At 57.5% G+C, this 15211-nt stretch carries 13 protein-coding genes and 1 tRNA gene; 11 read left to right on the top strand and 3 right to left on the bottom strand.

Annotation, left to right across the window (positions count from 1 at the left end; all coding sequences use genetic code 11):
• The first annotated feature begins 8 nt into the window (after window positions 1-8).
• From ureE to B8P98_RS03465, 4 genes are all read left to right on the top strand, one after another.
• Window positions 9-485 carry an urease accessory protein UreE gene (ureE, locus tag B8P98_RS03480; RefSeq protein ID WP_004215466.1) on the top strand — a complete coding sequence of 159 codons (477 nt, stop codon included), beginning with the start codon at window positions 9-11 and terminating at the stop codon, window positions 483-485.
• A 1-nt stretch (window position 486) separates the two neighbouring features.
• Window positions 487-1161, top strand: a complete 675-nt coding sequence (locus B8P98_RS03475) for an urease accessory protein UreF (protein WP_095032719.1) — start codon at window positions 487-489, stop codon at window positions 1159-1161.
• Between the two features lie 8 nt (window positions 1162-1169).
• Window positions 1170-1787 carry an urease accessory protein UreG gene (gene ureG, locus B8P98_RS03470; protein ID WP_002916877.1) on the top strand — a complete coding sequence of 206 codons (618 nt, stop codon included), beginning with the start codon at window positions 1170-1172 and terminating at the stop codon, window positions 1785-1787.
• Window positions 1788-1940: 153 nt separating this feature from the next.
• Entirely contained in the window at window positions 1941-3548 is a 1608-nt protein-coding gene (locus B8P98_RS03465) for a purine-cytosine permease family protein (protein WP_025710520.1), read from the top strand.
• Window positions 3549-3592: 44 nt separating this feature from the next.
• Here B8P98_RS03465 and tsaD read toward each other — a convergent pair whose 3' ends face one another.
• A complete protein-coding gene (gene tsaD / locus B8P98_RS03460) occupies window positions 3593-4606 on the bottom strand; it encodes a tRNA (adenosine(37)-N6)-threonylcarbamoyltransferase complex transferase subunit TsaD (protein WP_008806537.1) in 1014 nt (337 codons plus the stop codon).
• Between the two features lie 237 nt (window positions 4607-4843).
• On the opposite strand from tsaD, the gene rpsU reads away from it, so the two are divergent.
• The 3 genes from rpsU to rpoD all read left to right on the top strand — a co-directional run bounded on the left by rpsU (window position 4844) and on the right by rpoD (window position 8977).
• Window positions 4844-5059, top strand: a complete 216-nt coding sequence (gene rpsU / locus B8P98_RS03450) for a 30S ribosomal protein S21 (protein ID WP_001144069.1) — start codon at window positions 4844-4846, stop codon at window positions 5057-5059.
• 111 nt (window positions 5060-5170) lie between these two features.
• Window positions 5171-6916: a DNA primase gene (dnaG, locus tag B8P98_RS03445; RefSeq protein ID WP_095032718.1), complete on the top strand. Its 1746-nt coding sequence runs from the start codon at window positions 5171-5173 to the stop codon at window positions 6914-6916.
• Between the two features lie 219 nt (window positions 6917-7135).
• Entirely contained in the window at window positions 7136-8977 is a 1842-nt protein-coding gene (rpoD, locus tag B8P98_RS03440) for an RNA polymerase sigma factor RpoD (RefSeq protein WP_025710522.1), read from the top strand.
• A 99-nt stretch (window positions 8978-9076) separates the two neighbouring features.
• Here rpoD and mug read toward each other — a convergent pair whose 3' ends face one another.
• Window positions 9077-9583 (bottom strand): G/U mismatch-specific DNA glycosylase, encoded by a 507-nt coding sequence (mug, locus tag B8P98_RS03435; protein WP_002917636.1) that lies wholly within the window; start codon window positions 9581-9583, stop codon window positions 9077-9079.
• Window positions 9584-9707: 124 nt separating this feature from the next.
• Between mug and B8P98_RS03430 the strand changes: the two genes are divergently transcribed.
• Window positions 9708-9783 (top strand) — tRNA-Ile (locus B8P98_RS03430).
• Window positions 9784-10322: 539 nt separating this feature from the next.
• Window positions 10323-10595 carry a hypothetical protein gene (locus B8P98_RS03425; protein ID WP_025710554.1) on the top strand — a complete coding sequence of 91 codons (273 nt, stop codon included), beginning with the start codon at window positions 10323-10325 and terminating at the stop codon, window positions 10593-10595.
• 68 nt (window positions 10596-10663) lie between these two features.
• Here the strand turns inward: B8P98_RS03425 and B8P98_RS03420 are convergent, their stop codons facing one another.
• Entirely contained in the window at window positions 10664-11029 is a 366-nt protein-coding gene (locus tag B8P98_RS03420; RefSeq protein ID WP_025710555.1) for an HdeA/HdeB family chaperone, read from the bottom strand.
• A gap of 298 nt (window positions 11030-11327) precedes the next feature.
• Here B8P98_RS03420 and evgA point away from each other — a divergent pair, with 298 nt between their 5' ends.
• Both evgA and B8P98_RS03410 read left to right on the top strand, forming a co-directional pair.
• A complete protein-coding gene (gene evgA / locus B8P98_RS03415) occupies window positions 11328-11942 on the top strand; it encodes an acid-sensing system DNA-binding response regulator EvgA (protein ID WP_025710556.1) in 615 nt (204 codons plus the stop codon).
• A gap of 4 nt (window positions 11943-11946) precedes the next feature.
• Window positions 11947-15189: an ATP-binding protein gene (locus tag B8P98_RS03410; RefSeq protein WP_095032717.1), complete on the top strand. Its 3243-nt coding sequence runs from the start codon at window positions 11947-11949 to the stop codon at window positions 15187-15189.
• The last annotated feature ends 22 nt before the right edge of the window (window positions 15190-15211 follow it).

Here is a 15211-nt window from a genome sequence, read left to right as displayed (position 1 = left end):
GAGAGCGGATGCTTTATTTAACTCAACGTCTGGAGATCCCCAGCGCCGCGACCGCCAGCGTTACGCTGCCGATTGATGTTCGCGTCAAAAGCCGGGTTAAGGTCACCCTCAACGATGGCCGGGAAGCCGGCCTGCTGCTGCCCCGCGGCCTGCTGCTGCGCGGCGGCGATGTGCTCAGCAACGAAGAAGGCACCGAGTTTGTGCAGGTGATTGCCGCTGATGAAGGGGTGTCGGTAGTGCGCTGCGACGATCCGTTTATGCTGGCGAAGGCCTGCTACCACCTCGGCAACCGTCACGTGCCGCTGCAGATCATGCCGGGCGAGCTGCGCTACCATCACGATCACGTACTGGACGATATGCTGCGCCAGTTCGGCCTGACGGTGACTTTTGGCCAGCTGCCGTTCGAGCCGGAAGCCGGCGCTTACGCCAGCGAAAGCCACGGTCATCATCATGCTCATCATGACCACCACGCTCACAGCCACTAGCATGTCGACAGCGGAACAACGCCTGCGGCTGATGCAGCTGGCCAGCAGCAACCTGCCGGTAGGCGGTTACAGCTGGTCCCAGGGGCTGGAGTGGGCCGTGGAAGCCGGCTGGGTGCCGGACGTCGCGGCCTTCGAGCGCTGGCAGCGGCGGCAGATGACGGAAGGCTTTTTTACCGTTGACCTGCCGCTGTTTGTCCGCCTGTACCGCGCCTGCGAACAAGGCGATATCGCCGCGGCTCAGCGCTGGACCGCCTATCTGCTGGCCTGCCGGGAGACCCGTGAACTGCGGGAGGAGGAGCGCAACCGCGGTGCGGCGTTTGCCCGTCTGCTGAGCGACTGGCAGCCGGACTGCCCGCCGGCGTGGCGCACGCTGTGCCAGCAAAGCCAGCTCGCCGGGATGGCCTGGCTCGGCGTGCGCTGGCGCATCGCGCTGCCCGAGATGGCCCTCAGCCTGGGCTACAGCTGGATTGAGAGCGCCGTAATGGCCGGCGTCAAGCTGGTGCCCTTCGGCCAGCAGGCCGCCCAGCAGCTGATTTTACGTCTTTGTGATCACTACGCGGCCCAGATGCCCCGCGCGCTGGCCGCACCGGACGGCGATATCGGATCGGCCACCCCGCTCGCCGCTATCGCCTCTGCCCGGCATGAAACCCAATACTCCCGATTATTCCGTTCCTAGGAGAAGCCATGAACTCTTATAAACACCCGCTGCGCGTCGGCGTCGGCGGCCCGGTCGGCTCCGGTAAAACCGCTTTGCTGGAAGCGCTGTGCAAAGCGATGCGTGATACCTGGCAGCTGGCGGTGGTCACTAACGACATCTACACCAAAGAAGATCAGCGCATCCTTACCGAAGCGGGCGCGCTGGCGCCTGAACGCATTGTCGGTGTGGAAACCGGCGGCTGCCCGCATACGGCGATCCGCGAAGATGCCTCGATGAACCTCGCCGCCGTAGAAGCGCTGAGTGAAAAATTCGGTAACCTCGACCTTATCTTCGTGGAAAGCGGCGGCGACAACCTGAGCGCCACCTTCAGCCCGGAGCTGGCGGATCTGACCATCTACGTCATTGACGTGGCCGAAGGGGAGAAGATCCCGCGCAAAGGCGGGCCGGGGATCACCAAATCCGATTTTCTGGTGATCAATAAAACCGACCTTGCCCCCTATGTGGGCGCGTCGCTGGAGGTGATGGCGAGCGATACCCAGCGTATGCGCGGCGATCGCCCATGGACCTTCACCAACCTGAAGCAGGGCGACGGCCTGAGCACCATTATCGCCTTCCTCGAAGACAAAGGCATGCTCGGCAAATAGGCCTGTTGCACCAGCCGGGCGCAGGCGCGTCCGGATGGTGCAGCCTCTGCTCTCTCTCTATATCACCCTGCCCCCACCTCCGCGCCACGCCTGCCCTGCAATATGGCATAAGGTTTGCTAATTCAAGTCATGCCTAACCATTAAGGAATGACTATGTCATCACTGGATCTCAACCCTGAATTACCCGCGACGACGCGGACTTCCGGCTCCCGGGAAACCTTAGAAGATTACACCTTACGTTACGCCCCGCTGAGCTTTCGCCGCTGGGGACCGGGCGTCGTCGCGGTCACCGCGCTGGGCGGCATCGCCTATCTGGCCGACTTTTCCATCGGCGCCAGCATCGGTATGGCGTGGGGCACCAGCAACGCCATCTATTCGATCCTGGTGGCGGCGCTGGTGATCTTCCTCACCGGTATTCCGCTGGCGATCACCGCCGCGCGCTACAACATTGACCTTGACCTGATCACCCGCAGCGCCGGCTTCGGCTATTTCGGCTCGGTGATCACCAGCATTATTTTTGCCGGCTTCACCTTTATCTTCTTCGCCCTCGAAGGCTCGATCATGGCCCAGGGGCTGCTGGTGGGCCTCGGGATCCCGCTGTGGATGGGATATCTGATCGCCACCCTGATGGTGCTCCCGCTGGTGGTCTATGGCATGAAAGCCCTGACCCGCCTGCAGGTGTGGACCACGCCACTGTGGCTGGTGCTGATGGTGGTGCCGGTGGCGTGGCTGATTGTCAAAGATCCGCAGCTGGTGGACGGCTTCCTGCATTTCGCCGGTAAAAACAACGCGTCGACGGTGGATATCACCGCCATCATGCTCGGCGCCGGGGTATGCCTGTCGCTGATCATGCAGATTGGCGAGCAAATTGATTACCTGCGCTTTATGCCGCCTAAGACTGCAGAGAACCGTAAAAGCTGGTGGCTGGCGGTCTTTTCCGCCGGCCCGGGCTGGGTGGTGTTAGGCGCGATCAAACAGATCATCGGCGCCTTCCTCGGCTTCTATCTGTTGACCCGTTTCCCGGCGGTGCACAATACCGAACCGGTGCAGCAGTTCGTCAGCGTCTTCGATAACCTGGTGCCCGGCTGGCTGGCTCTGACGCTGGCGGTGGTGCTGGTGGTGATCTCGCAGATCAAAATTAACGTCACCAATGCCTACTCCGGCTCGCTGGCGTGGACCAGCGCCTGGACCCGCACCACCAAACGCTATCCGGGACGGATTATTTTTGTGGTGGTCAACCTGGCGATTGCTCTGGCGCTGATGGAAGGCGATATGTTCAGCGCTCTGTCGTGGATCCTCGGTTTTTACTCCAACTTCGCTATCGCCTGGGTCGTGGTGGTGGCGACCGACATCACCTTTAATAAAGGCCTGCTCAAGCTGGCGCCGGCGCAGCCGGAGTATCGTCGCGGCATGATCTACAACGTTAACCCGGTGGGCGTGGTCTCCTTTGGCCTTGCCGCCGGGCTGTCGATCTGCGCCTTCTTCGGCCTGCTGGGAACGACGCTGGCGCCGTTCTCGCCGCTGATTGCGCTGGTCGTCGCCTTTGTCATGACCCCGCTGATGGGGATCCTCACCCGCGGACGCTACTATATTAAGCAAGTGGATGACGGCATCGCCGAACCGCGCTATGACGCGGCGGGGAACGCCTCTACCACCGTGTATCAATGCGTTAGCTGTGAGGAAGAGTACGAGCGCCCGGATGTGATGCACTCGCACAAGCATCAGGGAGCCATCTGCTCGCTGTGTAAAAGTATGGAGTAGTCAGGAAGGCAGGCCGACGTAGCGTCGGCCTGTTTCAGGACGCGTCAGGCGGCAGGCAGCTCGGCCAGCGGCCAGCGCGGGCGAACCGTCACGCCGAGCTCGGCTTTGGCGCCGGTTTGCAGACGCACCATGCCGGCGTAGGCGATCATCGCGCCGTTGTCAGTACAGAACTCAGGGCGGGCGTAGAACACCTCGCCGCCGCGTTTTTGCATCATCTCCGCCAGCTTCGCCCGCAGGGTACGGTTGGCGCTCACGCCTCCCGCCATCACCAGACGCTTAAAGCCAGTTTGCTCCAGCGCGCGGCGACATTTAATCATCAGCGTATCGACGACCGCATCCTCAAACGCCCGGGCGATGTCGGCGCGGGTTTGCTCATCGTCGCCATTATTACGAATGGTGTTGGCGGCGAAAGTTTTCAGGCCGGAGAAGCTGAAATCGAGCCCCGGCCGGTCGGTCATCGGCCGCGGGAAGACGAAGCGGCCTTCGGTGCCCTGAGCGGCCATTTTCGATAACATCGGCCCGCCGGGATAATCCAGCCCCAGCAGTTTCGCGGTTTTATCAAAGGCTTCGCCCGCCGCATCGTCAATCGACTCGCCCAGCAGTTCATACTGGCCGATGCCGGTGACGCTGATCAGTTGGGTGTGGCCGCCGGAAACCAGCAGCGCGACGAACGGGAACGCCGGCGGGTTATCTTCCAGCATCGGCGCCAGCAGATGCCCTTCCATATGGTGTACCGGGATCGCCGGCACGTTCCAGGCAAACGCCAGCGAGCGGCCAACGGTCGCCCCGACCAGCAGCGCGCCGACCAGGCCAGGACCCGCCGTATAGGCAACGGCGTCGATATCTTTCGCCGTCAGGCCGGCTTCTTTCAGCGCCGCCTGGATCAGCGGCACCGTTTTGCGCACGTGGTCGCGCGATGCCAGCTCCGGCACCACGCCGCCGTAATCCGCATGCAGTTTCACCTGACTATACAGTTGGTTGGCTAACAGACCTTGCTGGTCGTCATAAATCGCGATGCCGGTTTCATCGCAGGATGTTTCAATACCCAGTACACGCATGAGTTGTTTTACCTCGCTTCAATACCGCGCAGTGTAGGTCCAATGACCGGCGATGTAAAACTTTGCTCACCCCTGGTGCTCTCTTCGTGTATACTCCTCACCCTTATAAAAGTCCCTTTCAAAAAAGGCGCCGGTGCTTTACAAAGCAGCAGTAGTTGCAGTAAAATTCCGCACCATTTTGAAATAAGCTGGCATTGCGGCCAGCGGCAAACCGAATTAATCAAAGGTGAGAGGCACATGCCGGTAATTAAAGTACGTGAAAACGAGCCGTTCGACGTAGCTCTGCGTCGCTTCAAGCGTTCCTGCGAAAAAGCAGGTGTTCTGGCGGAAGTTCGTCGTCGTGAGTTCTATGAAAAACCGACTACCGAACGTAAGCGCGCTAAAGCTTCTGCAGTGAAACGTCACGCGAAGAAACTGGCTCGCGAAAACGCACGCCGTACTCGTCTGTACTAATCTGTTGAGAGCGACGCTCTCAATTCAGACCGAGTTGTAGTTGTAAGGCCGTGCTTCCGAAAGGAATGCGCGGCTTATTTTCGTTTATAGTCATCAGAAATAACGGGGCTTATGGCTGGACGAATTCCACGTGTATTTATTAGCGATCTGCTTGCCAGAACCGACATCGTCGATCTGATCGATGCGCGGGTAAAGCTGAAAAAGCAGGGCAAAAATTTTCACGCGTGCTGTCCGTTCCATAACGAAAAAACCCCCTCTTTCACCGTCAACGGTGAAAAACAGTTTTACCACTGCTTCGGCTGCGGGGCGCACGGCAATGCTATCGACTTCCTGATGAACTACGACAAGCTCGAGTTCGTGGAAACGGTCGAAGAACTGGCCGCCATGCACAACCTCGAAGTGCCTTATGAAGCAGGCAACGGACCCAGCCAGATAGAGCGCCATCAACGGCAGAACCTCTACCAGTTACTGGATGGTCTGAATACGTTTTATCAACAGTCTCTGATGCAACCCGCCGCCGACCCTGCGCGCCAGTACCTGGCAAAACGGGGATTAAGCAGCGAGGTGATTACGCGCTTTGCCATCGGCTATGCTCCCCCGGGTTGGGATAACGTTTTAAAACGTTTTGGCGGCAATCAGGAAAACCGCCAGTCGCTTATTGATGCCGGCATGCTGGTCACCAACGATCAGGGGCGCAGTTACGACCGCTTCCGCGAACGGGTGATGTTTCCCATCCGCGATAAGCGAGGCCGGGTAATTGGGTTTGGCGGACGAGTGCTGGGCGATGCCCTGCCGAAGTATCTGAACTCCCCGGAAACCGACATATTCCATAAAGGCCGCCAGCTGTATGGCCTGTATGAAGCGCAGCAGGACAACCCCGAACCACCGCGTTTACTGGTTGTCGAAGGGTATATGGACGTCGTGGCGCTGGCGCAATACGACATCAACTATGCCGTAGCGTCGTTGGGCACTTCAACCACGGCCGACCATATCCAGCTGCTGTTTCGGGTGACCAATAACGTCATCTGCTGCTACGACGGCGACCGGGCCGGCCGCGATGCTGCCTGGCGCGCGCTGGAGACAGCGCTGCCGTACATGACCGATGGTCGCCAGCTACGCTTTATGTTTCTGCCTGACGGCGAAGACCCGGATACGCTGGTGCGTAAAGAGGGCAAAGCGGCGTTCGAGGCGCGGATGGAGCAGGCTCAGCCGCTCTCCACGTTCTTGTTTAACAGCCTGCTGCCGCAGGTCGATCTGAGTACTCCGGACGGGCGCGCGCAGCTGAGCACGCTGGCGCTGCCGCTGATAACCCAGGTCCCGGGCGAAACCCTGCGCATCTATTTGCGCCAGGAACTGGGCAACAAACTGGGCATTTTAGATGACGCGCAGCTTGAACGTTTAATGCCAAAACAGGCGGAAAATGGCACGCCGCGTCCCGCACCACAGCTAAAACGCACGACCATGCGTATACTGATAGGACTGCTGGTGCAAAACCCGGATCTGGCGCCGTTAGTCCCGCCGCTGGAAGGACTGGACTCGCGCAAAATGCCGGGGCTTGGCCTGTTCAGCGAACTGGTGAAAAGCTGTCTGGCGCAGCCTGGTCTGACAACCGGGCAACTTTTAGAGCAATATCGCGGCACAAAAGAGGCCGCCACCCTTGAAAAACTGTCGATGTGGGACGATATAGCAGATAAAGATATCGCTGAACAAACCTTCACCGACTCGCTCAACCATATGTTTGATTCACTGCTGGAACTGCGACAGGAAGAGTTGATAGCTCGCGATCGCACACACGGTTTAAGCAGTGAAGAACGCCGGGAACTCTGGACCATCAGCCAGGAGCTGGCGAAGAAATAAATGACAGACTCAGTCATTCACGTTGCATCGATGCAGCACCAGAACGCAGGGTAACGTGAAGGACACCGTATTTAACGGCTTAAGTGCCGAGTATCGATCGGGAAGCCCCCGACAGCCGCACAGAGGCGCAGCGGCAATAATATAAGTACGCCCTCGCTTTAAATGTCGACAGCCCGCCTGCCGACACCAATCAAACGAATTAAGTGTGGATACCGTCTTATGGAGCAAAACCCGCAGTCACAGCTGAAGCTTCTTGTCCAACGTGGTAAGGAGCAAGGCTATCTGACCTATGCCGAGGTCAATGACCATCTGCCGGAAGATATCGTCGATTCCGATCAGATCGAAGACATCATCCAAATGATCAACGACATGGGCATTCAGGTGATGGAAGAAGCACCGGATGCCGATGATCTGATGCTGGCCGAAAACACCGCGGATGAAGATGCTGCCGAAGCCGCCGCGCAGGTGCTCTCCAGCGTGGAATCCGAAATCGGGCGGACAACCGACCCGGTGCGCATGTACATGCGCGAAATGGGTACCGTAGAGCTGCTGACCCGTGAAGGCGAAATCGACATCGCCAAACGTATCGAAGACGGCATCAACCAGGTGCAGTGTTCCGTTGCCGAATATCCGGAAGCGATCACCTACCTGCTTGAGCAGTACGACCGTGTCGAAGCGGAAGAAGCCCGTCTGTCCGATCTGATCACCGGTTTCGTCGATCCGAACGCCGAAGAAGATATGGCGCCGACCGCCACCCACGTTGGCTCCGAACTGTCTCAGGAAGAGATGGATGACGACGAAGACGAAGACGAAGATGAAGACGCCGACGACAACAGCGATGACGACAACAGCATCGATCCTGAGCTGGCCCGTGAGAAGTTCGCCGAGCTGCGTACCCAGTACGAGCTGACGCGTGACACCATCAAAGCCAAAGGTCGTAGCCATGCCGACGCCCAGGAAGAGATCCTGAAGCTGTCTGAAGTCTTCAAGCAGTTCCGCCTGGTGCCGAAGCAGTTCGATTATCTGGTCAACAGCATGCGCAGCATGATGGATCGCGTTCGTACTCAGGAACGTATCATCATGAAGCTGTGCGTTGAGCAGTGCAAAATGCCGAAGAAAAACTTCATCACGCTGTTCACCGGCAATGAAACCAGCGAAACCTGGTTCAACGCCGCGGTGGCAATGAACAAGCCGTGGTCTGAGAAGCTGCTGGAAGTGAAAGAAGACGTGCAGCGCGGTCTGCAGAAGCTGCAGCAGATCGAAGAAGAGACCGGCCTGACCATCGAGCAGGTGAAGGATATCAACCGTCGCATGTCCATCGGTGAAGCGAAAGCCCGCCGTGCGAAAAAAGAGATGGTGGAAGCGAACCTGCGTCTGGTTATCTCGATCGCCAAGAAATACACCAACCGCGGTCTGCAGTTCCTCGACCTGATTCAGGAAGGCAACATCGGTCTGATGAAAGCGGTCGATAAGTTCGAATACCGTCGCGGCTACAAGTTCTCAACCTACGCCACCTGGTGGATCCGTCAGGCCATCACCCGCTCCATCGCGGATCAGGCGCGCACCATCCGTATTCCGGTGCATATGATTGAGACGATTAACAAGCTCAACCGTATCTCCCGTCAGATGCTGCAGGAGATGGGCCGTGAACCGACGCCGGAAGAGCTGGCTGAGCGTATGCTGATGCCGGAAGACAAAATCCGTAAAGTGCTGAAGATCGCCAAAGAGCCTATCTCCATGGAAACGCCGATCGGCGACGATGAAGATTCGCATCTGGGGGATTTCATCGAGGATACCACCCTCGAGCTGCCGCTGGATTCTGCGACCACCGAGAGCCTGCGTGCGGCAACGCACGACGTGCTGGCCGGCCTCACCGCTCGTGAAGCGAAAGTCCTGCGTATGCGTTTCGGTATCGATATGAACACCGACCACACGCTGGAAGAAGTAGGTAAACAGTTCGACGTTACCCGCGAACGTATCCGTCAGATCGAAGCGAAGGCGCTGCGTAAACTGCGTCACCCGAGTCGTTCTGAAGTGCTGCGTAGCTTCCTCGACGATTAATCGTCGCGGGACATCGTCTACAGCCTGTTAAAAAGCTCCCTGCGGGGAGCTTTTTTTATGGCGTTCAGGTGGCCCTCCGGGGAAAGTCGCCTCTCTCCGCTACTGGCCGCGGGTTGCCAGGGCATCGTCCAGTTCACGATAGGCCGCCACCAGCTTATCAAGCGTCGCCCGGTTTAAGCCGCTGGGATTGGGCAGCACCCACACCTGGGTCGTCCCGATGGTCATAGCCTGTTTCCCCCACTTCGCGCCGCGCTGGTTAAAGGCCAGCTCGAAGGCCTGCTTGCCGAGCACCGCCAGCGCCTGCGGCTGATACTCCTCAATCTTCCTCACCAGCTCACGGCCGCCGCTGCGCAGCTCCTGTAGGGCGACCTCGCTGGCCTGCACCGTCGGTCGCTCTACCAGCATGGTGATGCCGCAGCGCGTATCCAGCAGCTGCAGCTCCTCTTCCGGCCTGAGCTGCCGATCGGTGAATCCGGCCTGATGGATGACCTTCCAGAAGCGATTGCCAGGATGGGCAAAATGAAAGCCGGTATGGGCGGAGGACTTCCCCGGGTTGATACCGCAAAAGACAACGCGCAGGCCCGGCGCAAGGATATCGCTAATCATATTTTCTCCGGCTGTATGGCTAAAACATGATTATAAAGGATTGAAAATGCATTGTTTATAAAAACAGCAGCTGCGCGCTTTACGCTGGATTGCAACCGTCAGTTACTTTATAATCCCTCGCCACGGCCCCTTAGCTCAGTGGTTAGAGCAGGCGACTCATAATCGCTTGGTCGTTGGTTCAAACCCAACAGGGGCCACCAAATTTTAGCTTTAAAATCATATAATTAAGCTACTCGAAAGAGTGGCTTTTTTGTTCCCGAATTTTAAAAGGGCACCACAAACCGCTGAGCATTGCGCAGGGCTTAGCGTTTTGTCGCTATCCCATAAAGAGGATAAAAAGTCCGTGATAGCGCAGGGAAAATTTTTGCTTACGCTAAAATAGATAGCATTCTGCCTTGCAAAATATTGCTCAGAGCATCTCGGGCAGTCCATAACCGCCGCACTCCTGTTGACTTCGGTCTTACTACGCAATGTTGTCTTAAAATATCTTTCATTTCTGCAATGCTGGAATTCGTACTACTTACGATAAATGTAACAACTCAGGTCAATTTCCGAAAAATAACCATAGCCTGCGCCAGCTGATCAAAATCAATACTCTCTTCCCGCCGCTCTTATATATAACCCGCTGACTTACAAAAAGGATGAAATGATGAAAATACGGGATATATCAGTCAGTATCTGTCTGGGACTTTTATTAATGGGTTGCGTAGCTAAACCGCCCATGGCGACGGAAAGTGAAATGAAAGAGGCGGCCGCCTTTGCTTTTAATGTCGATGCTTCGCAGGTGACAATTTCCGATGCGAAGCAGCAGGATGTGAAAACCAACTTTGTGGCCACTATCGGCAAAACCAGCCATCGCTGCTATGTGACGAAAGCCGCCGAGCCGAAACTTTACGGGCTGATCCCCCTGGGCGGCGGCAGTACCGTCTCGGATGCCATTTGTGCTGGCAGCAACCCGACATCAGCGAGCAAAACTTGTGACGCCCTGTCAAAACAAGCGGGCCGCTGCTAATTCACCGCGCAGCAGAAGGCCGTTAACTGCACATTTAGTCACTTTCTTTGCTACTTTACCGCGGTCGCTTAGTTCAGCGACCGCACCTGCTGGTAAGAATTGAGCCGTTCACGCAGCGAAGTCAGCCACGCATCCGGCTCCTGGCGGCAGATTTCGGTGAGGATCGGCGTCAGCACCAGCTCGGCTTCATGAAAGTCAGTCCACTCCGGCGGCTCCAGTGAAAAAGGATCGTTCATCAGCCAGATCACCATCGGCGTCCAGGTACGCGGATCCAGCTGCAGATAATCCTGACAGCGCATCATATCGCGGGTCCGCACCTCAGGCGGCGATACGTCTTTTCCCACCGCGGCGCTACTTAATGCCAATACTGTTATTCCTGCCATCAGATGTTTCCAAACCCATTTTCGCCAGAGGGCGGGCTTTGCTTCTTTCATTGTTATTATTTTACCTGCCAGTTGTCGCCAGAGAATATTTCCTGGCAATTGCCTTAAAAAAGCAGATTAATCGTTTGCATTTTTTTTAACAGCAGACAGCGCTGAAGCCAGTGAACGCCTGTTCCTACAGCTGTCAGCCAGATATGCAAATATATTCGCCAGGCTCTACTCCACAATATTTTCCCGACCGAAAACGATTTGTGTTACAATTGCGCCTTATTACGGCACCGATAAAAATAACCCCCGCCGCACCTGCACCAGGCATCGCCCTTCTTTTTTTACCAGGATTTACGCCCCCATGAACGCGATAATCATTGACGATCATCCATTGGCACGTATCGCCATTCGCAATCTTCTCGATACCAACGGCATTACCGTCGCGGCAGAGCTCGACAGCGGCGCCCATGCCGTGCAGACCGCGGAAAGCATGCAGCCTGACCTGCTGATCGTCGACGTCGATATTCCGGAACTCAGCGGTATCGAGGTGCTGGAGCAGCTGCGCAAACGCCGCTACCAGGGAAAAATCATCATCATTTCCGCAAAGAATGAATTGTTCTACGGCAAACGCAGCGCCGACTGCGGAGCAAATGGTTTTGTGAGTAAAAAAGAGGGAATGAATAATATCCTCGCCGCAATCGACGCGGCCAATAATGGCTATAGCTATTTCCCTTTTTCACTGGAGCGCTTCTGCACCCACGGCATCACCGACCAGGATCGGTTGGATACGCTGTCAACACAGGAGATGAAGGTGTTCCGCTATATTCTCAGCGGCGTCGACTACACCACCATCGGCAGCAAAATGAATATCAGCAATAAAACGGTAAGTACCTATAAGGTCCGTCTGATGGATAAATTAGGCTGCGGCTCCCTGCTTGAGCTTTATGACTTTGCGCAGCGCAATAAAATAGGGTGATGCGATGGTTGTTCGTCTTATTTTATCCATGGTTTTTGGGCTGGCGCTAAGCCTCTCTCCCGCCGCGTATGCCATGAAACAGCTGGAGCTAAAGAGCCATGCCCATATCGCCACGATCGACATGCCGCTCAGCGGTAAGGAAAAAACCTGGCTGGCCGCGCAGCTGACGCTGACCGTCGGCACCTGGCTGCCCGAGATGACCCCTATCGTCTATGACAGCGATGAGGAAAGCTATCAGGGGATTAACGCCGACTATCTGGCACTGATGGCGCACAGCCTCGGGCTAAAGGTGATTATCCGCCAGTATGACACCGAGCAGCAGGCTCTGGCCGCCCTGGCCGACCGCCAGGTGGATACCCTGCTCACGCAGGTGGCGCACCGGGATGCGCTTGCCCCGGGACTGGCGCGAACCGCACCGCTGATCAAAACCTGGCCGACGCTGGTGACCTCGCTGAAATCCCCCCTGCCGCCGCTGACTACTGACCGGCGGGTCACGCTGGCCTGCACCCGCGAATGCGCCTTTTTCGATATCATTCAGCAGGCGTTTCCTAACGCCAAAATCAACCTTTACGATAGTGATTATCAGGCCCTCGCGTCGGTGGTCAGCGGGGAAAATCAGTATTTCATTGGCAACAACATCACCACTGGCCACTGTATCTCGAAATATTTCTCGCAATCGCTGGTCATCGCGCACTATTTTCGTCAGCAGGAACAGCACAACCGCTTCGTCACTCGCGACGATCGGCCCGAACTGCATCAGATCCTCGATCGTTTTATTCGCGCCATCGACAGCGATACCGCCATGCGGATCATGCAAAACTGGCTCAACCGCGGCGATCTGTCGTTTCTTAATAGCCCACTGCCTTTTACCGCCGAGGAGCAGCGCTGGCTGCAAAAGCATCATCGCATCCGCCTGCTGGTGAACCCCTATTTTCCGCCGTTTACCCTGGTGGATAACGAGGATGAACTGCGCGGCATCATGGCCGATATGCTGAATATATTTTCGCTACAGACCGGCCTGCAGATAGACCCCATCCTGGTGCGCAACCGCCACGATCTGGTAAAACGCATGGAGAAAGAGGATTGGGCCATCATGCCCGCCGCCACCCTCACTCCACAATCTCAGGCCTATGTCACTCTCAGCGATCCGCTCATTAACGTGGCCTTTGTGTTGGTCGCCCGCGGCAGTGCGCCCGATCAGCAACTGCTGAGGCGATCGGTGCGGATCGCCCTGCCGGTCGGGCCCATCGCGGCTCACGATCTGAAAGCACGCTATCCGCAGGTTAACTGGGTGGAGACGGATAATGTCGGCATCGCCATGAAGATGGTGGAGGAAGGTGAAGTCGATGCCGCGGTGGCCTCGGAACTCTCCGCCCGCTATATGATTGACCACTACTATCCGCAGGATCTGCACTATACCCGTATCGACGGTCTTCCCCTCGCTGCCATCCGCCTGGCCATCCCACGCGATGAACCGGTGCTGGCCGCCATTCTCAGCAAAGCGCTGCAGGCCATTCCGCCACGGGATATCCTGCAGATGACCGAGAAATGGTCGAAAATCTCCAGCCGGCAAAAAGAGGACTGGAGCCAGTATAGTCGTCAGTTTTATCAGCTTATCGCCTTTGCGCTGGTGCTGATCGCCATCAGTCTCGGCTGGGGGCTATCGCTGTGCCGGGAAGTGCGCAAACGCAAAGACTCTCAGCAGCGGCTGGAGGAGGAGCTGGCGCAGAAGAGAGCGCTCTCCTGCGCGCTGGAGCGCGAGAAAGACAAGGCGATCCAGGCGACAAAAGCGAAGAGTCGTTTTCTGGCCAGCATGAGCCACGAGCTGCGTACCCCGGTAAGCGCCATCGTCGGCTTTCTGGAACTGCTGGCGAAGCCGGAGCTAAACGTCGGCCAGCGTAAAGAGGCAATCGAGCTGGCGGGGTCGACGGCGCAAACTCTGCTGGGGCTTATCGGTAATATTCTTGATATCGACAAGATTGAGTCGGGAAAATACCAGATCACCCCGCAGTGGAGCGATGTCGCACAGTTAGTGTCGCAGCAGTGCCACACCTTCGATGCGCTGGCACAGCAAAAGGGGATCGCCCTGCACTGCCATAGCCCTCTGCGGGAGGGAACCACGCTGTGGCTCGACCCGCAGGCGCTACGGCAAATCCTCAATAATCTCATCGGCAATGCGCTGAAGTTTACCGCCGAGGGCGCGATTCAGGTCAGCTGCCGGCTGGTACAGGCGGACGAGACGCAGGGAGAGCTGACCCTCACCGTCAGCGACAGCGGCTGTGGGATCAGTGAAGAAGAGCAGACCACGCTCTTCCACCGTTATGCCCAGGCGCGTCAGGGACGCCAGCAGACCGGCTCCGGGCTCGGGCTGGTCATTTGCAAAGAGCTGGTGGCGCTGATGCAGGGCCGACTGGAGATGGTCAGCCGCCCGGGTGTGGGGACCACGTTTACCATCATCCTGCCGGTCAAGGTGAGCCGCTGCGCGATTCATACGCCGCAGGCGTTGCCCGTCAGGCCGCTGGCTCTGCCCGGACTGTCGATACTGATAGCGGACGATCATCCCACCAACCGGCTGCTGCTCAAGCGCCAGCTCAGCACCATCGGCTATCGCGTCGATGAAGCCTGCGACGGTGAAGAGGCGGAGAATAAACTCGCCGGCAAACATTACGATCTGCTGATAACGGACCTCAATATGCCGAAAAAAGATGGTCTGGCGCTGGCGGCCTCGTTACGCCGTCGCTATCCGGGCCTGGTAATTTGGGGCATGACCGCCAGCGCGCTGCCGCAGTCGCGGGAGGCATGTCTGGCCAGCGGCATGAATATGTGTCTGTTTAAGCCCGTGTCGGTTCAGACACTGAGTCACGAACTCAGCCGTTTAGCGGTGGGCCACGCATCGCCTCACGCTACCCGGCACCTGAAGCTCAGCGTCCTGACCGAAAATACCGGGGGAGACCAGGCGCTGATGAATGAGATGCTGGAGACGTTCCGCGATGCGTCGGCCGCGGATTTAAAGGCCGCCGGGCAGGCTATCGCCCGGCATGAACCGCAGGTCTTTCTGCGGGCGCTGCACCGTCTGCACGGTTCTGCGCAAATTCTTGGCATTTCTGCGCTGCAAGCGCTGTGCGCCCCTTTTGAGGCGAAGCGGCCTGACTCGCTATCGCCGGCAAGCTGTCTGGAGGTGGTACAGCACATCACCGGCGTTATGCGCGAGATCGATGGCGAAATCGACGCCCTCACTGGCCGCTAGCCGTTCCGCTCGGGCAGTCCGC

It is taken from the genome of Klebsiella quasivariicola (genome assembly GCF_002269255.1).
In the GTDB taxonomy this organism is placed as follows: domain Bacteria; phylum Pseudomonadota; class Gammaproteobacteria; order Enterobacterales; family Enterobacteriaceae; genus Klebsiella; species Klebsiella quasivariicola.
Note: the sequence above shows the minus strand (reverse complement) of the source record. Positions and strands in the feature narration are given on the sequence as shown.